We start from the raw sequence: 23841 nt of genomic DNA, 5'->3' as shown, positions 1-23841 counted from the left end.
GCCCGCGAGCACGCTCCAGGAGCGTGGGTGCACGTGGACGGCGCGATCGGGCTGTGGGCCGCGGCCAGCCGGCGGCTGCGCCCCGCCGGGCTGGAACTGGCCGACTCCTGGTCCACGGACGCGCACAGGTGGCTGAACGTGCCCTTCGACTGCGGCATCGCGCTCTGCGCCCACCCGGCGAGTCACCGCGCCGCGATGGGGATCTCCGCCGCGGCCGCGCCGTACGTCGTGCTGTCGGAGCAGACCCGCGACCAGATCGACTGGAACCCGGAGTGGTCGCGGCGGGCCAGGTCCGTACCGGTGTACGCGGCGCTGCGCGCCCTCGGCCGGGACGGGGTGACCGAGCTGGTGGAGCGCACCTGCGAGCTCGCCCGGCGCTTCGCGGACCAGTTGTGCGAGGTTCCCGGGGTGGAGGTGCTCAATCGGGTGATGCTCAACCAGGTGCTGGTCGCCTTTCGGGCGGACGACGGCGACCACGACACGCTGACGCGGCGCGTGGTGGAGGCGGTGCAGCGCAAGGGCACCTGTTGGCTTGGCGGCACCACCTGGCGCGGCCGCTACGCCATGCGGATCTCGGTCTCCAACTGGTCGACCACCGAGGACGACGTCGACCGCTCGGTCCGGGCGATCCTGGGCGCCCTCCGATCATGCCAACGTTCGGGCGAGCACCGGCAGGGGTGAGGGCTGGCGAGGGGAGCGCTGTCCAGGATCGTCTCTGGGGCGCCCAGGATCGTCGAGAATCATGGAACCGCCGCCCGTGTTCATGGCAATTACTCGTGTCATGTCCGAGGACATCCGAGAGGCGACAGATGCGACACGAGAGCCGGGCGGCTCCCATACCTCGGCCCCACGCCGCCGAGGGCCCACCGCCCTGGCGCGAATCCGAGCGGTTCGCCACCCTGTTCACCCGTCACGCCCCCGAGCTGAAGCGCTACGTCATCCGGCGCCTGGGCCCTGAGCCTGCCGACGACATCGTGGCCGAGACATTCGCCGTGGCTCTGCAGCACCTGGCGTCGTACGACGGGAGCAGGGGCGACGAACGGTCCTGGCTGTACGGGATCGCCACCAACCTCGTCAGCAGGCACCGGCGCCGTGAGATCGGCCTGTACAAGGCGCTGAGCCGCACCGGGATCGACCCGGTGACCGAGTCGTTCACGGACGAGGTGGACCGGCGGGTGAGCGCGGGTGCGGCAGGCAGGCGGCTGGCGAAGGCGCTGGCCGGGCTCTCCCAGGCGCACCGGGACACGTTGTTGCTGGTGGTCTGGGCGGAGCTGACGTACGAGGAGGCCGCGGCGGCGCTCGGCGTGCCCGTGGGGACCGTCCGGTCCCGGGTGAACAGGGCGAGGACCAAACTGCGCCGGGTGCTGTCCGGCGTCGATCCGGAAGAGGGGTAGACCATGGTGGACGAAATTGAGCTGCTGCGCGAGATGCGCGGCGAGGTTCCTGAGCGCCCCGACGTGTCGGGGGTCCGGCTCAGGATGGCCGGGCACGTGGAGCGGGCTCCCTCGCGACGCGCGCGCCCCGCGTACCGGATGAGGTTCGGGCTCGCGCTGGCCACGGCGGGTGTGCTGGCGGCCGCGACCGCGGCGGTCCTCCTCCGGCCCAGCGGGGGCGGGCCGGAGGAGCGGCCGGCCCCGTCGAGCGCAGTGGCGCGACCGAGCGGCGCGGCGACGGTGCTGGAGCGCGCCGCGCTCATGGCGGCCCAAAGCACGGCCGCCGAGATCCGGCCCGACCAGTGGTTCTACCTCAAGGAGTCGCAGCACATGGGAGCTGACCTGCCGGCGTTCGAGACCTGGAACCGCATGGACGGATTCAGGTCGGCGCTGCGCGAGGAGGGCAGGGAGCTGAAGGTGGGCCCGGTGGAGAAGGGACCGACAAACGTGCTGCGCACCCAGCAGGAGGTGGAGGCCCTGCCCGCGGATCCCGACGCGCTGTTGCGGCACTTCCGCGGCGGCGCTCCGGAGCGTACGCCGCTGTCGATCTGCGTGCCGTCCTGCCCGCCCGAGATCGCGCAGGACGCCAAGGCGTTCGGGACGATCGGGTGGTACCTGAAGTACGGGCCCGTGATCCCGCCGGACACGGCCGCGGCCATGTTCCGGGCGCTGGCAAAGATCTCTCACGTCTCCGTCGAGGAGGGCGCCACGGACATGGACGGCCGCCCCGGCGTCGGCGTGGTCTTCGACGCGGGCGAGCACGGCAAGCTCTACTACGTGCTCAACCCGGGCGACTACCGCTACATGGGAGTGAAGGCCGTGCACGACGGCCAGAGCATGGGCATGTCGGTGCTCGGCTCGGGAATCGTGGACCGGGCGGGTGACACACCCTGAGTCGGTGCCAGTCGATCAGGGGGAGTAGGCGCTCGAACTGTGACCGGTCGGCGGTGGCCAGATCAACGCGACAGCCGGACCCGACGCCCGACGACTGACAGGTCCCGCACAGTCGCCGCGGCTCAAAGGTCCGGCCGTGGCAGGTAGTACCGCCGGGAGGAGAGCCAGCGGACGAACCGGCCTGTCCGGGGGGTGCGGGCACGGTCGAACCTCTCTCGGATGGCTATGGTGGCTGAAGGTGATCAGTGAGGCGTCGGCGAGGACGGCGAAGGTGTCGTCGAGCCGGTTCCCGGCGGCACCGATCGCGGCCGAGAACAGGTGCCGTGGGACGCCACCGGGCGAGAGCAGCGCAATCACGTCCAACAGCACCCGGGCGTCGGGATCCACCTGCTCGGCCCGAGCGACCGAGACCAGGATGGTCGCCGGGCGGACGACGCTGCCTCCTCGCCTTCCCGTGGCAGGTCGAGATGGTGGGCGAGCGCACTCAGCCCGGCCTGGATCTGGTCGGCTGACTGGGCGGACAGCCAGACCACCAGCCGCCAGCCCTCGGCCTGGCGGGCGCGCGCATATGAGGCCGCCGCCATGCTTTTGCCCGCGCCCGGGATGCCGGTGAGCACGGTGACAACAGGATCGTCGCCGGTCGCGGGCCAGGCGTCCCGCAGTGCCCGCTGGATCTGTTCGCGAGGCTGGTGATGGCCAGACCGAGCATGCCGGAGATGGCTGCGACCACGCTGGACAGCTGGTCACCCTGTTCGAGGCCCGACCACAGCGCGTACCCGCCGAGGCCCAGCGCGATGGCGGCGCAGGCGGCGATGGCGAGCAGACGACGCCGGTGGGCCTCGCGGTCAGCCGGAGAAGGAGATGACGAACGGGCACTCCGGGCCATGTCGGTCTCCTCGCGTCTGGTAGCCGCCGACGTAGGCGTTCCCACGGTGGACGCGCAGGACTTCGCCGTCGAGTACGCAGCGGTCGCCTGCGCTCAGCAGTTCGTGCAGCGGGTCCTCGGCTTCGACGCGGTAGAGAGACTCCACGCCGTTGTAGCAGATCTCGACCTGGTCGGCGTGGCGATTCACGCGCTCGCCGTGGAACCAGTACATGCGCAGTTCGGAGACGCAGAGCACGGTCTTGCTGAGGGCGTGGTCCATGGCGGCCAGGTAGCCGGGGAGCTCGGTGGCGATGCGGTCGCGCAGGCGGGAGGCGTACTCGATGGTGGCGGGACAGGAGTAGGAGCACGGCATGTACGGCACGAGCCCGAAGGCGGTGTGCCTCAGGAACGGGTTGCAGAGCGGGGAGGGCACACCCTCGGTGTTCAGCAGGGCCGCGTAGTAGGTGTTGTCGTCGTTCCAATTGTTGCGGTGGCGGAAGAAGTCCTGGCAGCAGGGGGGATAGCCGAGCGCGTCGCCGAACTTGTCGTGGTCGGCGCGGTGTTTGTTGACGACCACGCCATCGATGATCAGCGGGTACCAGCCCGCGCCGACGACCCGGTCGAGGGCGACGGGGTCGCGAGCGAGGAACACGTGCGCCTCGGTGCCGGGGAGCAGGGATGCGGAGAGGGCGGCGCGGGTGGTGGTGAGCTGGTCCGGGGGAACCTGGGCGATCTGCGGGGAGTTGCGGTCGAAGCAGGCGTCCACGTGGTACAGCAGGTCCAGGTCGTGGACGCCGCGCAGGAACACCTGCCAGCCTTCGGCCGGGATCCAGACGTCCATGGACGGCTTCAGGCCGCAGGCGACGGCGATGAGGGTGGGGAATTGGGCGCCGCCGATGGCTTCGACGAAGTCACGGTAGCGGCTCGACCACAGTTCCCGCGCGGCGGACGGGCTGACCATGGGTTCGGTGAAGTTCGGCGGCGGCTTGTCCGGAACGACCGGCCTCGGCTCGGGATCGGGCAGGGTGATGAGCGAGGTCTGGCCGGTGGGCAGGTATCCGGTCTCCATCAGGGTGGGGGTGTGGGTGAGCACATAGAGCGCCTCGTCGCGGCGGCCGAGGTGGCGCAGGGCGAAGGCGTAGCACTGCCAGAGATAGGGAGTTCGCGGACTGCGCCGGACACAGGCCTCGTATCGTTCGGCGGCAGTCGGATAGTCGTCGTGGACGTAGGCGAGATGAGCGGCGGCGAGGTCGGCGACCAGGGAGTCTCCCGGAGGCAGGACGAGGTCGGCGGGGGCCGCGCGGACCGCGTCGAGGAGGGAGTCCCCGGCGTACCAGCGGCCGAGGATGGCGTCCGCCGTCCAGTTCGGGGGGAGCCCGAGCCGAGCCAGCGTCTCCGTATCACCTTCTGCCGAAATTTCGGTCTTTATGGGGGAGTGTCGGGTGTGGCGGGCGCGGTGAGCCGCGCAGGCGGCGTCCACGCGGTCGCGGACCTCGATCGGCGGTCGCGGCAGAGCATCGCGGACCTCGTTGAGGCGCTTGACCATGGTGCTGATCAGCACCTCTCCGGCGGGCGAGAAGGTTGCCCGCCCCATCAGCACCTCCAGACCGGTCTCCACTTTGCGGCCGACCTGGTAGGCCCGCTCGATCACCGCCGTATGGTCGAGTTCGTTCGGCACGTCGAGCAGCGCCAGGTAAAAGTCGAGCACCTGCACGAACGTGTAGGTCGCCTGCAACAGCCCGCTCAGTGGACGCGGGTCCGGCCGCCAGGGCGAGTAATGCAGGGCTTCTCCCGAATCGTCCACGACCATGGGGTCAAGGATGAGGATGGCGTAGAGCTTCTGGTGACCGTACTCGTGCACGAGCGCCTCGACGGTGGCGAGGGGCTCGCCCAGAGAGAGCGCGATCAGGCCGGGAGCCTCCCGGAAGCTGCCGCTGACGTGCAGCGCCGGATCAGGCGACAGGGTCGGCACAATCGCCGCGACCCCCCGGACCAGCTCCTCGCCCAGCTCCGGCCAGGCCGTCGTGATCGTGTCCAGGTGCCCGTCCAGCACCTGCAGCCAGTGCCGGGCCTGCGCCCTGTCCAAGTCGGCGAAGTTGTACGGCGTGCGCCCACCCAGCCGCAGATCCTCATCCAGCCAGTTCAATTCGGGCCCCGCCGCCAGTCGCGGCACCCGGAGTGACTCTCCGGCCACCTCGCCACCGTGCACCCGCAAGTCCACCATGGTGTACGGCTGGCCGAACCCGATGCTCACCCCGGAACCCGGCAGACTCACCCGCCCGGCGCGATCGGCCCGGACCGCCCCGGAAACCGTGCCCTTACCCGCCAGCAGCGCCGCGCTGGCCGCGAACCTGACGAACTCTCGGAGATGTGGGACCACATGCACGCGGGGAAATCGTTCCGGAGCCCGACGGGTAAGCAGATTCCACCCCACGTCCGCCCAGAACCCCGCGCTCGGATGCCCGAGCACCCGCCGCTGTACCTCCGTCGGCGCGTCCGCGACCGCCTCGAAGCTCGCCTCGAACCCCGACTCCGCCAGGCAGCGGGGCGCGAGCTCGCCCAGCCGCCGCCGCAGCTCCCGGATGCCGACGAGGGTGTGGTAGTACCGCGCCGTGAACACCGCCTGATTGGCCGGGGTCCACCCGGCCGCGGTCACGAACGAGGCGGTCGTCTCCGCGTTCATCTCGCTCCCTGGGCAGAGATCCTGAGCAGATCCCCCTGCACCCGACCGGTCACCACGCGGATGAGTTTCATCAGGTCGGCGCAGTAGACCGATGGATTCCGGAATCCGTTCGCCCGCGAATACCGCTGCGGGAAATAGCCGCCGCCACAGACCCGGACAAGGTCACAGGCGCGGCAGACGTCGCTGAGCGTGTGCCAGTTCTGCTGGCGCGCGTGCACCATCGGTGAGGTGAGCGCGGTGTCGAAACTGTGAGTGAAGATGTTCATGCCGAGATCGCAGGCCCCAGAGTAGGTGACCTTCAGCGTGTCCACGGCCTGGATCTCGCCGTTGGTCTCGACCACCACGAAGTCCACGGGTTGCAGGCCCCATTCCTCGGAGCTGCGGGTGGCCCCCAAGTAGAGGGCAATGATGTCGCGGAAGCGCCGGATACGGATGGGCTGCGGGCGCTCGCCGTACCAGACGTCGAAAATCTCCAAAAGCCAGTCCGCGTACGGCGTGGCCGACAGGTCGCCCTCCTTTCCGGGCGGCCGGTGGTCGTGATGACCGAGCGGCAGCAGAAAATCAATCGAGGGTGGATTGAATGACCGGAAATAGGAGTACGTCTCCAGTGGGTCGTTCTCCAGATCGATGACCGCGAGAATCCCACCCCACAGCCGACGCCCGTCAGCACTGCTCAGCAACTCAAGCGCGCGCTCCAGCCGGTCGAACATCGAACGTCCGGCGTGGTCCAACCGGTGCCGGTCGTTGGCCACGCGCGGCCCGTCCATACTCAGGCCGAAAGACATATCCCATTCCCGGCAGAACTCCTGAACCTCCGGCGTGTACGTTGTGCCGTTGGTCTGGCCGTTCCAGCGGATTCTTACGTCCGGCGCGTTTCTGGTCACCGTCGTGCACAGCTCGCGCAGGTAGCCCAGGCCGAGCATGAGAGGCTCGCCGCCGTGCAGGATGAAATCGACCTGCGGCATCCCGTGGGCCAGCGCGTGCTCGTTGATGCGCGCCCCGAGTCGGGCGGCTGTGGTCATCGACATTCGCCGCGGCTGGCGGCGCCAGGACTGATCTTCGTGCCGGTACACATAGCAGTAGTCGCAGTCCAGATTGCAGCGGGAGTCCACTTTGCAGATGAACGACTTGAACGGCTCGGCGGCCACCGGGGGCAAACTCGTACCGGGCACGCCGACTACCGTCCGGACCAGGAACTGTGCGAGCTGAAGGAGCTGAACGAACTGAACGAACTGAAGGAACTAAATGAGCTGAACGAACTGAAACGGCTGTGTGAGGAGTGGGAGCTGAAGATCTGGCCGAGGCGTCCGCTCTCTGCGGTGACGTCCACGTCCGCGCCGTACAGATCGTTGAGAATCTGACCCAGCGCGGTCCCCTCCAGGGCGTCCATCGACCGCAGATCAAGATCTGGAATTTCCAGAGGTTTGGGATCCTCGGTATTGTTGATTTCGTCCATGGCCATTCGTTCACCTCGAATGCGAGCCTGGCATCACCATCAATCGTACGGAAGAAGAAGACCGCTATCCAGCCACGTGAACTCATCTTGATATCCGCCGGCGGGGCGTTGCGGATGGACCATGCCCGGATCGAACGGCGGCGCCGTACCTTTCGACAAATCAGAGCTGGTCAAGCGTCGCATCAGGCTGGAGAACGCGCAGGTTGCCGGCGGCTGGCTTCGCCAACGTGCAGTTCAACGGCGGCGAGTTGCTGCTGGCCTCGACCTTTCGTGATCTTGGCGTGGTCGGTTGAACGCGAGGATGTCGCGGGCCCAGGGCCATCGGGCGGCGATGCGCAGGCGCTGACGGCGGCCCCCGCGCACCAGTTGTCCGGCCACGGCGAACAGCCGCAGGCGCAGGCGTTTGGGCTCATAGGTTCGGGCGGTGGTGCCGGGCAGGGCCAGCATTTGCAGCCAGGTGAGGAGTGCGCAGGCCAGTGCGACGAGTCCAGATCTGGTTGCGGGCGAAGTCGTGCAGCGGCAGGTTGGCCAGGCCGGTGTCCTTGGCGCAGCGGATGCGGTCTTCGGCGCGGGCTCGGCGGGGTGGCGTAGTTCCAGATCGGCGAGTTGGCCGTGCTTGGCATCGGTGACGAAACAGGTGACGCGGTTGCCGTTGACCTCGGTGAAGCGCAGTTGGGCGCCGGGGTGCGGGCGTTCTTTGCGGGCGATGACGCGCATGCCCTTGGGCCAGCCGGTCAGTTCGGCCACCCAGGCGCCGGGCCGTACCTGCCGGTCGGCGTCGTGGGCGGGCGTCCAGGCAGTCTTCGGCAGGCGCAGGACGGCCAGCTGCACCTCCTCGGTGAGGGTGAGCCCGATCGAGTAGGACAGCGAATGATCAACCTGCGCGAAAGCCGGAGGTTAGGGTCTTGTACGCTTCGCTCGTGATCCGAGCTGCCGCAGTGAGCGACGCCTCCGCCATCGGCCATCTCAAGGTCCGTGCCTGGCGTTCGGCATACGTCGGCTTCATGCCGGAAGCGCTCCTCGACGCCCTGGATTCGGCCGAGGATGCAGCGGACTGGACAGAGTACCTGGCGGCCATTCCGCAGGAACACCGGTTGTGGGTGGCCGAGCACGACGGAACGGTCATCGGTTTCTGCCGCACCGGACCGGCGGATGGCGACACTGACCTCGGAGCCGATGCCGCGGAGGTCTACGGCCTGTACATCGAACCAGACCGCATCGGCACAGGCGTCGGCCGCGAACTGTTCACCTATGCCCTCACCGACCTCGAAACCCGTGGCCACGACCCGATCTGCGTCTACGCCTATGCCCCCAACACCACCACGCTGAGCTTCTACGAGAAGGCCGGATTCACCAAGGACGGCGTCACCCGCCTCGACGAAGGGGACGGCACGGGCGTACCGGAGGCGCGCCTGGTCAAACGCGCGCGAGTGCAGTCCGGAGCGTGATCGGCACATTCGGGGTAGGGCAAGAGGTCAGGCATTATTCGATCCATCGGGCACGGCGATGGACGTTCTTCGGCATTGCGCCGCGGCTCACCGTCCGGTGTCGACTCACCCGCCTACTCGGCCGGCGACCAACTGGTCTTACGCTCCGCGCGAAGTCGTCCACGCCGAGCACCGTGACCTCGCCGATCTCGGGGTCGGGCATCGTGCGGAGCCGGCGCAGGAGGGTGTTGCTGTTGATCAAGTCGGGTGATCGTCTCGGAGCTACTCGGGATCTGCTTTCCTCATCTGGCCCGCGTTTGTGTCGACCGCTTCTTTCCAGAACGGGCGGCAAGTTGAGGTCCTTCAGGCTCACTCGCGGTCACTCGACCCGCCCCAACCTGCACCCCTGTCTCCCAGGTCAGAGCACCAAGATCAGTAGCCGGTTCCCAAGCTGACAGCGCGGGTTCGGTTCCGTCACCCGCTCCAAGATCCCTCATTACTCCGAGCGAGGTCTCCGACCAGGAGACGCATCAGCCCTTCCGGGTCTTCAAGATGTGGATCATGTCCAGTGGGCAAGGACACTGCTCGCACCGACGATGCCTCACGCGCGACCGCCTTCAGTTCGTGCTCTAGCCACGCGCAGTACGCATTCCAGGCAGGGGCGAGATGTTCGGGGAACACACCTGCGAGGGCCCTCAGATCACCACTGACGATAAGTAGCGGACAACGCGCAGAGCGATAAGTAGAGAAAAGGTCGAGAGCGTCTATCTCTCTCGCGATTTGGAGAAATGACTCGGGGAGCCCTTGCCCCATCTCACCCAGAAACGAGGTCATCTCCTGACACGCACGCGCCGCCGACACTTCGTCCAGACCGAGGAACTGCCCAGGTTGTGTTGGATTGCCGTGACCGTCAAGGTTGACTGCGAGGGGACACTCCGGATGCTCCCCAGCCCACAGCGCGGCGACCATACCTCCCAAAGAATGCCCGACGATCACAGGCCGGCGAAGTCCAAACTCCTCCACGACGGCAGCGACATCCCCCAGGACTTCCCGCCACGACCACGGCGCCGCACCCGACTCGCCATGGCCGCGTAGATCCATGGACACCGGCCGGAACCCAGCGCTCATGAGAAGCTTCGCGAAGACGTCCCAATCCCTGCGTGTCCGCCCACCACCATGCAGGAGCAGCACGTCCCTGCCGTTCCCACCATGGTCTTCCGCCACGATCAGCACATCGCCGATCACGAGTTTCCTGATCGCGCCCACGTTGTCCGCCACCTTTCGCCCACGGGCTTGTACGCCGCCCTTCGTAACAGTTTGGTGCAGCAGTCGCTACAGCTTTTCCTGCTGGATGGCGGTATCTTCGCTGCATACCGAGGACATCACACCATGGCCCGCGTGCAGATGCGTGCCAGAACAGGCGGGGAACCTGACCTGCACTCCTGTCCTCCCAGCTCAGAGCAGCAAGGTCAGTAGATAATCCCCAAGCTGACAGCGCGGGCTCGATTCCCGTCATGAAACGGCGGGCTTCGACCCACTCATCGGTCCGTTCGGCTCGCGGCGTGGTCGGGGAAGATACCGACCGCATCGGTGCGGCGACGGATCTGCGGGACCCGCTCTCCGGCCTCGCCAGGCACCTGGGCGGCCAGAGGAAGTACGGCCCACCGGCCGCCAAGCATGGCGCGTGGGCCTGTGGTCCGACGCGGCGGCCCGCGCTCGGCGTGGACCGGGACGCCGGCAGCCGACAGCGCCCCCACATCGCGCATTACCGTGATCGCAGACGCGGCGGCGTTTCAGCGCGGAATCACCCAGCGCGGCGCCCAGGTCCCGGCGGCGTCGTGGCTGGTCGCTGTGGCGGCGAGGTGGGCGCGGAGGGTGGCCAGCCCTGGGTGGGGGTTGTCGCGGTGCCACAGGAGCGAGTGCGGGTAGACGGGCGTCGGGTCGGTCACCGGGATGCGGCGCAGGCCGTGGTCGGCGGGCCAGACCAGGCGGGTCTGCTCGCTCATGAAAGTGGCCAAGGCCGGGGTGTCGGCGATGGTGTCGAGGAGCGCGTCGGAGCCGAAGTTGGGGCCCGTCGCCTCGATGGTGAGGCCGAACTCGGCGACGAGATCGTCGTAGTAGGCGGCCCACTCGGTACCGGGGACGATGCCGGGCATCCAGATCCGGTGCCCGGCGAGCTGAGCAACGGTCACCGACCGGGCGCCCGCCAGCGCGTGGGCGGGCCCGGTGAGGAGCTGGAGCGGCTCGTCGAGCACCCGGACGGACTCGATGTCCTCGGGAAGGGGCCGGCCGGGCACGGCGACGGCGCGGAAGGACGCGTCGACCGCACCGGACCGAATGGCGGCGACGGCCGTCTCGACATCGAACAGCATCACCACGTCGAGCTCGATCTCGGGGTACGCGCGGTGGAAGCCGCGCATCAGGCCCGAGGCCGCGCTGCGTGAGGCGATCACGTCGACGCGCAGCGGACGGCTGCCGGGGAGCACGGACGCGACCGCGCGCTCGGCGACGCGCAGCAGTTCGCGCGCGTGGGGCAGGAACGCCTGCCCGTCGATGGTGAGCCGGGCCCCGCGCGCAGTACGGGTGAACAGCCGCACGGCGAGGTCCTTCTCCAGCCCGGCGATGCGCTTGGAGACGGCCTGCTGGGTGATCGACAGGTCTGCGGCGGCGTGCTGGAACTGGCCGGTGTCTACGACGGCGACGAACGTGCGCACAGCATCGAGATCCACACCGACCGACCTTAGTGCACAACTCGCAGTTGTGTGACTTCGGTCGGCTGGTTGTTTGACCTGCCTACTAGCTGCCCGTTTTGATCTCTCAAATCAATGGGTGGTTGTTTCCTGGAGATGGCGGGGTGCGCGTTGGGAAGGTCGCTGGGGCGGCAGTTCAGGTGGTTCTGGGCCGCGTATGCGGTCAGCACGTTCGGCACACGGTTCGCGTTCGACGCGTTCGCCCTGATCGCGATTCTCGCTCTGGACGCAGGGCCTACCGAGGTGTCGGTTTTGGCCGCCGCGGGGCTCGCGGTCGGGGCGGTGGTCGCGGTGCCGCTCGGGCCGTGGGTGGAGTTCCGGCGCAAACGGCCGGTGATGATCGCAATGGACCTGATCCGGTTCGCGGCGCTGTTGAGCGTTCCCGCCGCCTACGTGCTCGGCTGGCTGAGCTTCGCTCAACTCCTGGTTGTGGCGGTCGTTGTCGGCGCGGCCGACATCGCCTTCACCGCTGCGAGCGGAGCATGTCTGAAGGCGCTCGTCCGGTCCGAGGACCTGCTCGTCGCGAACGGGCGGTTCGAGGCCACGACCTGGACCGCCACCGCGCTCGGGCCGCCGCTCGGTACCGCCGCGATCGGGCTGGTGGGCCCGGTGACGAGCGTGGCGGCCAACGCGGTCAGCTTCCTCCTCTCGGCCGCGGGGATCCGCGCCATCGGCAGGCGGGAGCCACGTCCCGCGCGAACCGCCGCACCGCCCCGGCCTGGAGCCGGCGACCGGTTGGAGGGATGGCGGTACATCCTCGCCAGCCCGGCGCTGCGCCCGTTGTTCTTCAACACTGTCCTGGTCAGCGGCCTGATCATGGCAGCCTCGCCGTTGCTCGCCGTCCTCATGCTCGGCGACCTCGGGTTCGCACCCTGGCAGTACGGCCTCGCCTTCGGCGTCCCCTGCGTCGGCGGCCTCATCGGCTCGCGACTGGCCCGCCCGCTCCTCGCACGGTTCGGACAGCACAAGGTCATGCTCACCGCCGGGACGCTGCGCGCGTGCTGGTCACTCGGATTGGCCTTCATCAGCCCCGGCCCCACCGGGCTCTTCCTCGTCATCGCCGTCGAACTCGGGCTGATCACCTGCATGGGCGTGTTCAACCCGGTATTCGCTACCTACCGGCTCGAACAGCTCCCGTCGGACCGGATCGCCCGCACGCTGTCTGCCTGGTCGATCACCAGTAAAGCCACCATCGCGGCCATGACCGGCGTGTGGGGCCTGCTGGCCGGCCTCACCAGTCCCCGCACCGCGATCGCGATCGCCGGTCTCCTCCTCCTGGCGACCCCGCTCCTCCTCCCACGACACGACCGCACGCCCCAACTCAAGAACGCCGACCAGGCGCCACCGGAAAGGCAAACACTCGCATGAGCACCGCCCCCGCGCTCGACCCCGCACACACCGCCCTGCTTCTCCTGGACTATCAGCCCGCGATCCTCGCGCTGCTACCCGAAAGCGACAGTGAAGCCCTGCTGGGACGCATGGAAAAAGTAATCGCCGACGTTCGCGCCAGAGGCGGCACCGTCGCCTATGTCCGGGTCGGCTTCACCGAGGCCGACTGGGCTGCGATCCCGCCCACCAACAGGTCTTTCGCACCGATCGCCCAGCACCGTCTCATGCACCACGCAGACCTTGACACCGCTATCCACGAACGTCTCGCTCCCCAGGACGGAGACATCATCGTGCGCAAGATCCGCTACGGAGGCCTATCCACCACCGACCTCGATCAGCGGTTGCGCGAACACGGCATCACCACTTTGATCATCGCGGGCATCAGTACCAGCGGCGTCGTCCTGTCCACCGTCCTCGACGCGGCCGACCGCGACTACCAGCTCTACGTCCTGGCCGACGGCGTCGCCGACCCTGACCCCGAAGCGCACGACGTCCTGCTCCATCAGGTCCTTCCCTCACGGGCCCACATCCTCGAAACCGCCGAGTTGCACACCCTCCTGCGGGCTGACTGACCCCAGCCGCGCCCGCCCGGCGTGGCACGCGACTCCCGAGGAGGTCCCCAGCCCAAAGTAGCGGGGCCGTGCGCGCTGACCTGCTGTGATTCAGCGCGCGCACCCGCGGAGATCAGAGCGTGAACGCTCGCTCCATCGCCTGGACCTTCGCCTCACGGGAGAGCTCGGTGATCACATTGCCCAATGTTGGCCGCTTGGCCCCTGCGCGGGAACGACGACGGGAATCGTGATCGCCAGCTCAGCACCCTGATCGACAAAGCCACGCCTCTTGGCCCCGGGACCGGCGGGCGGCCACCTCCTGGAGATCGCCAGCACTCAGATGTGCCACTTTTGCGGAGAATATCTTGATGAAGTAGCGTGACCTTCGTGACTGCCGGGTCGGCCTTGGGCCACGCACCAGAGAGCAGCCCGGCTGACGCTTGATCGCCGGGCGGGCCCGCGGCCCGCCGTCCTCTTCTCCATTCAGTACGGCACAGCAGGAACCACCAATGGAGAAGAATGGATTTCAACGAGCAGGTCATCGACGAGTGCCGTGCCAACAACGGCCAAGTCGGTGGCTATTTCGAGGGAGCGAGGCTGCTCCTGCTCACCACTACCGGCGCCCGCTCGGGCAAGCCGTACACGACCCCGCTCGCCTACCTGCCCGACGGCGTCGAGCGCATGCTGGTCATCGCCTCCGCCGGGGGAGCGCCGAACAACCCGGCCTGGTACCACAATCTGAAGGCCAACCCGCGCGCCACCGTCGAGACTGGCGTCCTCATTTTCGATGTCGAGGCGGAGGTCCTGGAGGGCACCGAGCGTGACGCGGCGTTCGCCCGCGCGGTGGAAGGCGACCCTGGCTGGGCCGACTACCAGGCCAAGACGACGCGCACCATCCCGGTCGTCGCACTTCGCGTGACTGGTCCGCCCCGGGATAGCGCACCGTCGGGCGGCGCGTACCTCAAGCTGGTGCACGATGGCTTCCGCCGCGAACTCGCGCTGATCCGCAAGGAACTGTCCGATTCAGGACGGCCAGGCCTGGGCGTGCAGCTAAGGATCAACTGCCTGACCGTCTGCCAGGGGCTGCACCATCACCACACGGGTGAGGACACCATGATGTTCCCCGGCCTGGCCGAGCAGCATCCCTCGCTCGCTCCGACCTTGGAGCGGCTGGCCAAGGAGCACGAGCGCATCACCGTACTCCTGGAAGAGCTGAAGCAGGCCCTTTCCGGTGAGGATCCGCTGAAAGTACGGGCCGAGATCGAACGGCTCATCGATGAGCTCGAAGTGCACCTGACGTATGAGGAGGAGCAACTGATCCCGATTCTCGACCTCGCCTGAAGTCCGAGGAATTGGGAAACGATCTCGGACCAGCCGGGGAGCTGCCTTCGGGGTCGGCCAGGCAGTGCCAGGGCTCCTCGCCGGTCTGGCCGATGTCGGCCGGGCGCGCCCCGAGCTGCAGGAGGCGTTCGAGTTCGGCGTCCTGATCGCGGTCGGTCGCGTTGACGTCGAAGTGCAGCCGTAGCTTGCCCGACCTGGGCTCGGTAGTGGGGCTGAAGACCAGAGTCGGCTGCAATCCGCCGAACCCTTCCCGTGGTCCGCGTGGCGGTCGGCCGGCAGTTGGTGGCTCTCCCGGGTCTGGGGGAGCGCAATGTGGTCATACCCCAGAGCTGGTCGGCGCAGGCTCGTCGCGCCACCGGGGCCTGGTCATGCGGGTGGGCTCTGCGGCGGGCTGGTGGGCGCGGAGATCGAAGATCCGCTGGGCCGGTACTCGCTGGCGGTGTTCACCGGTGACATCAACGTCGGCCCGTACGAGGCGGTCAAGCACCTGTCGGGGATCTCGGCGTGGGAGCTGTCGATGGTGCGTAACCGGCACATCGACCTCGCCAAGCTGAACGCCGCGATCGCCTGTGTGGTCAACGCCTTTGCCGAACTGGATGTGGTCAAGGCGTGGGGGGACGGCAGCGCGGAGGCCGCCGACGGCACCCAGGTGGAGACCTGGGGGCCAGGGTGCCTGGTGATCTCGCGGCGTGACCCCGCTTGACCTTGACACAGTGACAAGGTTTTCACTGTGGCCAAGGAGGTGGTCCCGATGACCATGCAGAAACAGGACATGGAGACGATTCGAGCTTTCCAGGAGCTGGAGGACAGCCGCTCGTCAGTGCGGCTGCGGGCGGCGATGGCGATCGGTACGACCCCTGGACCGCGGTTCATCGACAAGCTCATCGAACGATGCGCGATCGAACCCGAATTCTATGTGCGCGATATGCTGACGTGGGCACTCACCCGCCACTCAGCATCCATGACGGTTCCAGAGCTTCTCAAGGAACTCCGCTCGGAGTGTGCGCAGGCACGAAGCCAGGCGCTGCACACGCTGTCCAAGATCGGGGATCGGCAAGCGTGGCCGGCGATCACATGGGCGCTTCTGTCCGACGCCGACGATGAGGTGGCGCGGAGCGCTTGGCGGGCAGCGGTCGTGCTCGTGCCCGAAGGTGAAGAGCCCGAGTTGGCCGCGGTGTTGTCGAGACAGCTCGGGCGCGGCGAACGTGAGATGCAGCTGAGCCTCAGCCGGGCGCTGGTCGCGCTCGGTGAGGTGATTGTGCCCACGCTGCGCGCTGCGATGAAGGATCTCGACCCGCGCGTGCGCGCGCACGCGATCGCCACGGAACGGCTGTTGCGCGACCCGGATGCCGGATTCGAGTACGCGATCGAGGAGGCCAAGCGCGTCGTAGCCCTCGGCAGCACCAGCAAGGAGGAGTGACAGGCAGTGTTGATCGGTGATGTGGCACGACGGTCCGGGGTCAGCGCCCGCATGCTCAGGCATTACGACTCACTTGGCCTGGTGCGGCCAACGGGTCGTAGCGGCGCAGGCTATCGGGAATACTCCAGCGAGGACGTTCGACGGATCTTCCATATCGAGAGCCTGCGGTCCTTGGGGTTGTCGCTGCGTGACGTCAGGCGCGCGCTCGATGATCCCGACTTCACGCCCTCGGAGCTCGTCGACAACCTCATCCGCCAGACGCGAGAACGCATTGCGGCTGAGACGGAGTTGCTCACGCGACTGCGTCGGATCGACGCCGTAGAACCCGCCGGCTGGGAGGATGTCCTCCAGGTCGTCGCACTCCTGCAGGCGTTGGGGTCAAAGAGCGCCGGCAAGCGCCAGCGCGCGGCCTTGTCCTCAGTCGAAGAGGTTTCGGTGCCAGTGGAAGCACTGGTCGAGGCAGCGCTGAGCGAAACGGATCCGCACGTCGCCGGAGCCCTTCGCTGGGCTTTGGCGCAATCGGGCGATGACGGCTTGGCGCTGCTGGCGGAGGGCCTCGCCTCACCAGTAGCCGAGGTGCGCAAACGTGCCGTCCAGTCCATCGCCGAGATTCCGAACGGTGAGGCGGCCAGCAGGCTGCAGGACGCCCTCGCGAACCCTGACATCGTGGTCCGCAGGTATGCAGCTCTGGCACTCGGGGCACGTGGAGTGGCCGACACGATCCCGACGCTCATCGATATCGTCGTCGAGGGGACGAATGACGTCGATGCAGCCGATGCCCTGAGCACGCTGGCGAGTCGTCCCGCGTTGGCGGATCAGATCGCTACCAGGCTTGTTGATCGCCTCGCCCACGGCAGCGTTGAATCGTCTGCACGTCGACGGCTGACACAGGCGCTCGCGGATATCCCGGGAACCACTGCGTCACGAGCCCTCGCAGATCTGTCACATGACGAGGACCGTGCCGTTGCGCTTACCGCGACATACATTCTCGGGATACGCGACGCACGATGACGGATCTTTCCTGGCGTGCTGTGTGCGGCGCCGGACCACGAGGGCACTGCCCAACAACCGATCACACATCAGGCATCGATAGAGCCTCTGACCTGCGGCGTGCCCCTTTCTGGCTTACTTGGTCCGCCCCCCACGATCAGTGCGTCGCGTTGTGCGGAGCTCAGGCGGTCCGGCCTCGGGGTGATGGCGTACGCGCCGCGCTCGAACTGCTCCACGGTGAGCGGGTCGGAGAGGATCGGACGACGGCTGATCGCGTCCAGGGCGTCGGCCGCCCGCTGGATGGGCCAGTCCAGTGCCGTGGCGAGGTCGTCCACGGTGAGTGGCCGAGCGGCGTACACCAGCGCGGCCAGCACCGTCAGCGCGTCGTGCACGACGGCGTCGGTGAGGCCGCTGCCGTTCATCTGCTCGCTGATCCAGGTGAAGAACTGAGCCATCTGGCCCAGCCGGGTGCCGGCGGGCGTGCCGGCGCCGAAGATCTCGATCCCGTGCCGCGCGGCCGCCGCGACCTCGGCGTGTGCCCCGGTGTCGGCTTTGAACGCCTGGAGCCAGACGTCGTCGTCGATGATGTACCGCTCGCGGCGGCCGGAATTCTGTGTGCGTCTGACCAGCTCGATCGCCTCGAGGTAGCCGATGGCCTTGGACACCGACGCCGGGCTGACCTGCAGCCGGCGTACGAGCTCGGCGGACGTCAGGCCCCCGGAGTCGGAGGTGAGCAGGCAGACGAACACGCGAGCGGGCATCCGGGGAAGGCCGGTCCCGACCAGCAGCGTCGCGAACTCCTCCACGAAACCGCGCACGGACTCGGCCGGCCGCCCGTCGGCTGGTGGCTCCGTTGCCTGAACCGGTCTGCGGCGGCGGGCGCGCTGCCCGGCGGCCTGCTGGGCGCGGTCGGCCAGGTAGCCGCCGGGCGCGTTGTTGCGTGCCACTTCGCGGCTGATCGTGGATGTGGGTCTGCCCAGCCGCCTGGCGATCTCGGCGTATCCCAGCCCTTCGGCCAGCCAGATCGCGATCTGCCGGCGATCCTCGTGGGTCAGCCTGCCTCCGGGCATCGGCTCGCCCTCCTGTCGGTTCGGGTTCACGGGTGCGTTCACCAACATTACATTGCAACGGCTGGTTGGCGTGGATTGCATTTATCAACAATGCTGTTGCAACGATCGGCTGAAAGCCCAGCATGTCAAGGGCTTCATTGAGGGGCTCTCGTTGACGAGACTTAAAATGCAACGTAGCCTTTTCCTGCCTGGAAAGAATCGGACAGACGAGGAACCCCTTATGGCAAGAGCGTTGGATGTGACCCGGATGCGAGCTCGCGTCTCCGAGCTGCTCGCGGAGTACCGGATTCCGAGTGCTGCGATCGGCGTCCTCAGCAATGGGGAGATCACCGACTTCGCGGTCGGCGTCAAGAACATCTCCACGCGGGAGCCCGCGACGACCGACACCATCTACCAGTGCGGCTCCGTATCCAAGACATGGACCGCCCTCGCCTTCATGCAGCTCGTCGACGAGGGGAAAGTCGCCCTGGACGAGCCGGTGCGGACCTACCTTCCTGATTTCCGGGTCGCCGACCCCGGCGTCAGCGCCAAGGTCACACCCCGCCATCTCCTCAACCACACCAACGGCATCGAGGAGAACTATGGAGATCCGGGCGAGGACGACGACGTGTACGAGCGCATGGTGGAGAACATCGCCGGCGCATGCCAGGTCCACCCCTTGGGCCACACTCACGGCTACAGCGCGGCCCTCGGCTACGCGATCCTCGCCCGCATCATGGAGGTGATCGACGGCAAGCGGTGGGACGACATCATGAAGGATCGCCTGTTCGACCCCTTGGGACTGATCTCGACGAGCAGCCGGCGTGAGCACGCGGACCAGAACCGGGCCGCGACCGGATACCTGATCCGATCCCTCGAAGAGGGACCCATCCTCTCACCGCTGGATCACCTGCCGCGCTCCTTCGGCCCCGGAGGCAACGTCAACACGACAGCCCGGGAATTGCTCACGATGGCGTACGTCTTCCTCAACGAAGGAAAGGCGCCGAACGGAACCAGAATCGTCTCACCCGGCATCATCCGCGAGATGACGGAGTCGCGGGTCCCCATACCTGACCCGTACATGTTCGGGCCGGAATGGGCACTCGGCCTCATCGTGTGCGACTGGCACGGCCAAACCGTCTACGCCCACGACGGCAGCGCAGTCAGCCAGAGCGCCCGCCTGCGGATCCTGCCGGAATCGAACATCGCCGTCTCGATGCTGGCGAACGCCGGGCCGCGCGACAGCTTCTACCGGAAGGTGTTCAACGAAATCCTGGCCGACCTCGGCGCGGTCACGATCCCCGACCTGCCGGAGCCCGACCCGACCCTGGCCCTCGATCTGTCCAGGTACGAAGGCTCCTACGAGCGCCCCGGCACCCGCTACGAAGTGGCGGCCGACCGCGGAAAGCTCCACCTCAAATTCACCCTGAACCCCATGGAGGCGCAACTCCTCAATAAACCAGAACAGCTCGACTACGAGCTGTCCCCGATCAGCGAGACCCACTTCTTGATGCCTTCGGACGATCCGCTCGAGGACCCTCAGACCGTCGCGATCTACGACTTCAAGAATGGCGCCGCACAGTATCTTCACATCAATTGCCGAGTAAACCCGAGAGTAAATGAGGAGGATGCCACGATGCACGTCATGGCTGTTTCCACGATTTCCGACAACGACGGTTTCTGGGATTCCCTGAAGAAGGCGTACGGCCAGCTCCCCAAGGGTGCCAAGTGGACGCTGGCGGTGGCGAGCACCGACGGGACCAAGGCGGTGAACGTCATCGTCCATGACTCGATCGACGGCGTCAGGAGCTTCTTCGAGGATCACGCCGGCCCCTTCGCTACGACGGAATACTTCGAGGCCGACGCCTCCAACGCGGTCGGCCTCCCGACGACGTAGCAGCGGCGGCCCCGGCACGGTGTCTGGGAGGCCACCGCCTTCGCGCGGCAGTTCGCCGTCAACGCCGCCCAGCATGGCGGTTGAGGCGTCACACCAGGGTGCTCCAGTAGGACCAGAACCGGACGCCGATCAAGGTGATGACGCCGAGGAACCAGACAGTGAGGGCGACTGCGTGGTATCCGGCCATCACCGTGATCGCGCGACGCGCCCCAGCGGGGACGGGCAGGTGGCGCTGGGTGAGGTTGTGCAGGGTGATGTACCAGAAGATCGGGATGGTGACTGCCCAGACGAGCATGCAGTACGGGCACAGCGCGCCGATCCGGTAGAGGCTCTGGAAGATCAACCAGTGCACGAACACGGCGCCGAGCGTGACGCCGGCTTGCAGGCCGAGCCAGAACCAGCGGTGCAACCGTGCACCAGCCACGAGGGCCGCCCCGACGGCGGTGACGACGGCGAAGGCGGCGATGCCCAGCAAGGGATTGGGAAAGCCGAGCACCTCGGCCTGCGCGGTGTTCATCACCGAACCACAGGACAACACCGGGTTGATGCTGCAACTGGGCACGTATGTCGGGTCCTTCAGCAGCGCGATCTTCTCAACGGCGAGGGTGAACGCCGCGCCCAGCCCGATCAGCCCGCCCGCCACGAGCAGCCAGTGCAGCAACCGCGGAAATGGCCCGCTCGCAGAGTCGGCTGTGCCGGGAAGATCGCGTGCTGTGGGTTCTGCGGTGGCCTCAGCCGGCGAGTGCTGCATCGATGGCCGCCTTGAAGTCGTCGGAGGTCCGGGGCTCGAACTTCTTGCCGTTGAGGAAGAACGTCGGTGTCCCCTGCACGCCCAGGGCCTGGCCGTCGGCGAGGTCCTTCTTGATCCGGGCCAGGGTGGCCGGGTCGTTGTACGCCTTGTCCCAGGCGGCCATGTCCAGGCCCAGATCCTGGGCGGACTTGCGGAACAGCCCGTCGGCGGGGACCTGCTTCTCACCCCACTGAGCCTGAGTCTCATACATCCGCTGATACATCGCCTCGAACTTGCCCTGCTTGGCGGCGGCTTCGACAGCGCGTGCCGAGCGTTCGGCGTTGAAGTGGCTGGCGATGGGGAAGTAGCGCACCACGAAGGTCACCTTCCCGGCGTACTGCTTGCGTAGTTCTTCGACGACAGGGAAGGCCGCCCGGCAGGCCTCGCATTCGAAGTCGAGGAACTCCACCAGTGTCACCTTGCCGTCTCCGGCGGTCTGCACACGGTGGCTGTCGGCACGGACGAGCTGGGATTCTCCTGCCGCGACGTTGGCGGTGTCGCCTCCCGAAGTGAACCGGGCGATGGCGAAGAAGGCGGCCACCACCAGCGCGAACACACCGATCACCGTTAAGGAGATCTTGACGTTCTTGCTGCGTGCGGCCGTGCGCCGGTTATCGGCGCGCATGGCCTCGATCTTGGCGCGCCGGGCCTCGGCCCGGTCTTGTCCCTGTGACACGTACAGCTCCTCGTGATCGGTGCCCGCAGCACCACGTCGTGAACGTAACGGGCTCGCCGTGGCGTTCGTGTTGGCTGTCCGAGCGCTCCTGCCGTTCAGGCGCCCGACCCGTCGATGCGATGGTTCTTCTACTGACTGTAGAAGATAGAGATCCTTCTTCTGTGCGCGCAACCTCCCTGGCGGCGCAATCCCTGTTCGTCACCGTGATGCGCGGACGTTGAAGAAGCCCGGCCGCAGCCTGGACCAGGAAGCGCTCATCCGGCGGGGCAACCGGTCATCGTCTTCGACATAATGTAGAAATTCGGCCGTCCGAGGTTTGCGGGGTCCCTTCATGTTCGAGATCGTGTCCGCGCTTGTCCCTCCGCTCGTGGTGGGGGGCGCTTTCGTCACCGGTGTCGTCTGGCTGGTACGCAGCGAGGCTCGTGCCAAGGCGGCCGAGCGCGCCGCGCCCAAGACCGGCCCAGAGCTCGAATGACACAACGGAGCGAAGGCGAGATCTCTCCGTCAAAGGACGCCAAGGTCGATCAGGTCGCCCTGGCGTTCAACAAGGCGCTGCCTGCAAGCACCTCACGATCGGCCGGACGGCCACCAGGTCGGGTTTCAGATCTGCCAGATGGTGGTGCACAAGAGCGGCGCCACCAGCACTGCGAGTGGTCCGCAAAGCAGGAGGCCGGCGGTGGAGTATGCCGTCGCGGGCATCCAGCGCGAGCCGTTGCGGGTGCCGTGCAGGAGCCTGTCCACCCGCTGCAGCACCGCGGAGTCGGCCAAGGCCGGCGTCACTCCCAGGGATTGGGGCGCAGGGGCCGCCATCTGCACGATGGCCTGAACCAGCACCACATGGTCGTGGGTACGGCGGGCCTGGTCGTCGGCGAGCATCTCCAGCAATACCGGGACGGCCGCTCGTGCGGTACGTACGACGGGCACCCATGGGAAGGCCAGGGCGAGCGCGATGAACGGCAGCAGAAGCAGGTCATGGCGGCCTCGCGCGTGTGCGCGTTCGTGGGCGAGTACGGCCTGCACCTGCTCCGCGTTGAGCAGGTCCAGTGTTCCCCGGCTCAGGACAATCCGCGCGCGCCGTCCGGGCACGCAGTAGGCGACGGGTTTCGCGCTCGGCAGGAGGTAGGCGTCATGCGGGAGCCAGGGGTCACCGACCACGTCGACCAGAAGCCGTTGGCGTCGTTGCTCGGCGGTCGTCCGCATGATGGTGCGGGCGATGTTGAAGAGCAGCCAGGCGATCAGCCCCGCCGACCACACGAGAGCCGCGATGTGGGCCGGTCCGAGCCCGCTCAGCCCTTGGCCGTTGAGGATCTGCAGGCCGAAGGTGTGCATGCCGTGCGGGAAGGCCGCAGCCAACGGCGCCACCGCGGCGACCAGACCGATCGCGACGGCGCTGAGGCCGCCGGCCAGCCCGATGGCCTGCCACATGGCCAAAGCGGCACGAGGGCAGGTGCGAGCCCACTCGGCTCGGGCGAGCCGCTCGGCCGCCGGGCCACTCAAAAGGAGTGGAAGCAGAGCGACGGCCGCGGCGACCAGCCATACCGTCACGTCCGCGTGCCCTTGTCACGACTGTTGAGCGCCTCACGCAGCGCGCTCGCCACTTCGGGGGAGACGCTGCCGACGAAGCGGCTGACGGCGGCCTCCACATCGCCGGCATCATCCAGCACTGCGCGCATGGCCTCGGCGACGAAGACGTCCTTACCTCCGCTGGCGCGGTAGAGGTGGGCGCGACCGCTGCGCTCGCGGGTGACCAGTCCTTTGCGCGACAGCCGTACCAGCACCGTGAGCACCGTCGTGACCGCGGGCGCCGACGGAAGTTCGGCGGCCAGATCCTGCGCAAGCACTCCCTCAGGGTGAGCCCACAACGCTTCCATGATCGAACGTTCCAGGTTGCCGAGCCGCACCCGTCCACTTTCCTCTCTAACCCTTTGGTGGCCCTCCACCAAAAGAGGTTACTCGCCTCAGTACCACCGCCTTCATCGCCGAGACCTTCAGGCGCAAGACCTAACCCCAGACCGGCCCTCCTGGCATTCGCCCGTCACAACGACGAGCGTGGTGTTCGCGGTTCGAGCCCGCCTGCGGGATCGACCTCCCAAACGCGGCCGAGTCGGTGACCATCGAGACCGACATGGGGTCGCACGCAAGACATCCGACGAGCAGGACACGCTGACCTTGGCCGCATCCAGCTCGGCCAGCGGATCCGATCGCTGCTGCACGACTACTTCGCCGCCGC

Annotated in this window: 24 protein-coding genes and 1 pseudogene; 12 read left to right on the top strand and 13 right to left on the bottom strand. The window is 67.5% G+C overall.

Annotated elements, in window-relative coordinates; all coding sequences use genetic code 11:
• From ABZ911_RS38730 to ABZ911_RS38720, 3 genes are all read left to right on the top strand, one after another.
• On the top strand, positions 1–681 hold a 681-nt coding region (locus ABZ911_RS38730), incomplete at its 5' end, for a pyridoxal-dependent decarboxylase (protein ID WP_358068119.1).
• Between the two features lie 128 nt (positions 682–809).
• Positions 810–1394 (top strand): RNA polymerase sigma factor, encoded by a 585-nt coding sequence (locus ABZ911_RS38725; RefSeq protein WP_358068116.1) that lies wholly within the window; start codon positions 810–812, stop codon positions 1392–1394.
• Between the two features lie 3 nt (positions 1395–1397).
• Positions 1398–2327 carry a CU044_5270 family protein gene (locus tag ABZ911_RS38720; protein ID WP_358068113.1) on the top strand — a complete coding sequence of 310 codons (930 nt, stop codon included), beginning with the start codon at positions 1398–1400 and terminating at the stop codon, positions 2325–2327.
• A gap of 353 nt (positions 2328–2680) precedes the next feature.
• Here the strand turns inward: ABZ911_RS38720 and ABZ911_RS38715 are convergent, their stop codons facing one another.
• The 5 genes from ABZ911_RS38715 to ABZ911_RS38695 form a co-directional block, all read right to left on the bottom strand.
• A complete protein-coding gene (locus ABZ911_RS38715; protein ID WP_358068110.1) occupies positions 2681–2944 on the bottom strand; it encodes a hypothetical protein in 264 nt (87 codons plus the stop codon).
• A 228-nt stretch (positions 2945–3172) separates the two neighbouring features.
• Entirely contained in the window at positions 3173–5875 is a 2703-nt protein-coding gene (locus ABZ911_RS38710) for an HEXXH motif-containing putative peptide modification protein (protein WP_358068107.1), read from the bottom strand.
• Positions 5872–7023 (bottom strand): FxsB family cyclophane-forming radical SAM/SPASM peptide maturase, encoded by a 1152-nt coding sequence (locus ABZ911_RS38705; RefSeq protein ID WP_358068104.1) that lies wholly within the window; start codon positions 7021–7023, stop codon positions 5872–5874. The genes ABZ911_RS38710 and ABZ911_RS38705 overlap by 4 nt, the downstream gene beginning before the upstream one ends.
• A 29-nt stretch (positions 7024–7052) precedes the next feature.
• Complete coding sequence (locus ABZ911_RS38700; RefSeq protein ID WP_358068102.1) at positions 7053–7337, bottom strand: hypothetical protein; 285 nt, start codon at positions 7335–7337, stop codon at positions 7053–7055.
• Positions 7338–7565: 228 nt separating this feature from the next.
• Positions 7566–8198 (bottom strand): transposase, encoded by a 633-nt coding sequence (locus ABZ911_RS38695; RefSeq protein ID WP_358068125.1) that lies wholly within the window; start codon positions 8196–8198, stop codon positions 7566–7568.
• A gap of 53 nt (positions 8199–8251) precedes the next feature.
• On the opposite strand from ABZ911_RS38695, the gene ABZ911_RS38690 reads away from it, so the two are divergent.
• Complete coding sequence (locus ABZ911_RS38690) at positions 8252–8779, top strand: GNAT family N-acetyltransferase (RefSeq protein WP_358068099.1); 528 nt, start codon at positions 8252–8254, stop codon at positions 8777–8779.
• Positions 8780–9232: 453 nt separating this feature from the next.
• Here ABZ911_RS38690 and ABZ911_RS38685 read toward each other — a convergent pair whose 3' ends face one another.
• Both ABZ911_RS38685 and ABZ911_RS38680 read right to left on the bottom strand, forming a co-directional pair.
• Positions 9233–10024, bottom strand: a complete 792-nt coding sequence (locus ABZ911_RS38685; protein WP_358068096.1) for an alpha/beta hydrolase — start codon at positions 10022–10024, stop codon at positions 9233–9235.
• A 527-nt stretch (positions 10025–10551) separates the two neighbouring features.
• On the bottom strand, positions 10552–11487 hold the full coding sequence (locus ABZ911_RS38680; protein WP_358068093.1) for a LysR family transcriptional regulator: 936 nt from the start codon (positions 11485–11487) through the stop codon (positions 10552–10554).
• Between the two features lie 132 nt (positions 11488–11619).
• On the opposite strand from ABZ911_RS38680, the gene ABZ911_RS38675 reads away from it, so the two are divergent.
• The 3 genes from ABZ911_RS38675 to ABZ911_RS38665 all read left to right on the top strand — a co-directional run bounded on the left by ABZ911_RS38675 (position 11620) and on the right by ABZ911_RS38665 (position 14789).
• Complete coding sequence (locus ABZ911_RS38675; protein WP_358068090.1) at positions 11620–12876, top strand: MFS transporter; 1257 nt, start codon at positions 11620–11622, stop codon at positions 12874–12876.
• Positions 12873–13469, top strand: a complete 597-nt coding sequence (locus ABZ911_RS38670) for a cysteine hydrolase (protein WP_358068087.1) — start codon at positions 12873–12875, stop codon at positions 13467–13469. Before ABZ911_RS38675 ends, ABZ911_RS38670 begins: the two co-directional genes overlap by 4 nt.
• Positions 13470–13967: 498 nt before the next feature.
• Positions 13968–14789, top strand: coding sequence for a nitroreductase/quinone reductase family protein (locus ABZ911_RS38665; RefSeq protein WP_358068084.1), 822 nt, complete (start codon positions 13968–13970; stop codon positions 14787–14789).
• Positions 14790–14829: 40 nt separating this feature from the next.
• Here the strand turns inward: ABZ911_RS38665 and ABZ911_RS38660 are convergent.
• Positions 14830–15048 (bottom strand): annotated as a pseudogene (locus ABZ911_RS38660) (VOC family protein); the annotation flags it as partial.
• 135 nt (positions 15049–15183) lie between these two features.
• Here ABZ911_RS38660 and ABZ911_RS38655 point away from each other — a divergent pair.
• From ABZ911_RS38655 to ABZ911_RS38645, 3 genes are read left to right on the top strand one after another with little or no spacing between them, the layout of a single operon-like run.
• A complete protein-coding gene (locus tag ABZ911_RS38655) occupies positions 15184–15492 on the top strand; it encodes a Tn3 family transposase (RefSeq protein WP_358068081.1) in 309 nt (102 codons plus the stop codon).
• Between the two features lie 54 nt (positions 15493–15546).
• A complete protein-coding gene (locus ABZ911_RS38650; RefSeq protein ID WP_358068122.1) occupies positions 15547–16209 on the top strand; it encodes a HEAT repeat domain-containing protein in 663 nt (220 codons plus the stop codon).
• Positions 16210–16215: 6 nt separating this feature from the next.
• On the top strand, positions 16216–17220 hold the full coding sequence (locus ABZ911_RS38645; protein WP_358068078.1) for a MerR family transcriptional regulator: 1005 nt from the start codon (positions 16216–16218) through the stop codon (positions 17218–17220).
• Between the two features lie 68 nt (positions 17221–17288).
• On the opposite strand, the gene ABZ911_RS38640 is transcribed toward ABZ911_RS38645, so the two are convergent.
• On the bottom strand, positions 17289–18299 hold the full coding sequence (locus ABZ911_RS38640) for a helix-turn-helix domain-containing protein (protein ID WP_358068075.1): 1011 nt from the start codon (positions 18297–18299) through the stop codon (positions 17289–17291).
• Positions 18300–18489: 190 nt separating this feature from the next.
• Here ABZ911_RS38640 and ABZ911_RS38635 point away from each other — a divergent pair, with 190 nt between their 5' ends.
• A complete protein-coding gene (locus tag ABZ911_RS38635; RefSeq protein WP_358068072.1) occupies positions 18490–20145 on the top strand; it encodes a serine hydrolase in 1656 nt (551 codons plus the stop codon).
• Between the two features lie 88 nt (positions 20146–20233).
• On the opposite strand, the gene ABZ911_RS38630 is transcribed toward ABZ911_RS38635, so the two are convergent.
• Positions 20234–20806, bottom strand: coding sequence for a vitamin K epoxide reductase family protein (locus tag ABZ911_RS38630; RefSeq protein ID WP_358068069.1), 573 nt, complete (start codon positions 20804–20806; stop codon positions 20234–20236).
• 70 nt (positions 20807–20876) lie between these two features.
• Positions 20877–21611 (bottom strand): thioredoxin domain-containing protein, encoded by a 735-nt coding sequence (locus tag ABZ911_RS38625; RefSeq protein WP_358068066.1) that lies wholly within the window; start codon positions 21609–21611, stop codon positions 20877–20879.
• A gap of 343 nt (positions 21612–21954) precedes the next feature.
• On the opposite strand from ABZ911_RS38625, the gene ABZ911_RS38620 reads away from it, so the two are divergent.
• Positions 21955–22086, top strand: coding sequence for a hypothetical protein (locus ABZ911_RS38620; protein ID WP_358068063.1), 132 nt, complete (start codon positions 21955–21957; stop codon positions 22084–22086).
• Positions 22087–22211: 125 nt separating this feature from the next.
• Here ABZ911_RS38620 and ABZ911_RS38615 read toward each other — a convergent pair whose 3' ends face one another.
• Both ABZ911_RS38615 and ABZ911_RS38610 read right to left on the bottom strand, forming a co-directional pair.
• Positions 22212–23156: a M56 family metallopeptidase gene (locus tag ABZ911_RS38615; RefSeq protein WP_358068060.1), complete on the bottom strand. Its 945-nt coding sequence runs from the start codon at positions 23154–23156 to the stop codon at positions 22212–22214.
• Entirely contained in the window at positions 23153–23512 is a 360-nt protein-coding gene (locus tag ABZ911_RS38610) for a BlaI/MecI/CopY family transcriptional regulator (RefSeq protein ID WP_358068057.1), read from the bottom strand. The genes ABZ911_RS38615 and ABZ911_RS38610 overlap by 4 nt, the downstream gene beginning before the upstream one ends.
• Positions 23513–23841 lie beyond the last annotated feature (329 nt).

It is taken from the genome of Nonomuraea sp. NPDC046570 (genome assembly GCF_040645915.1).
GTDB lineage: Bacteria > Actinomycetota > Actinomycetes > Streptosporangiales > Streptosporangiaceae > Nonomuraea.
Note: the sequence above shows the minus strand (reverse complement) of the source record. Positions and strands in the feature narration are given on the sequence as shown.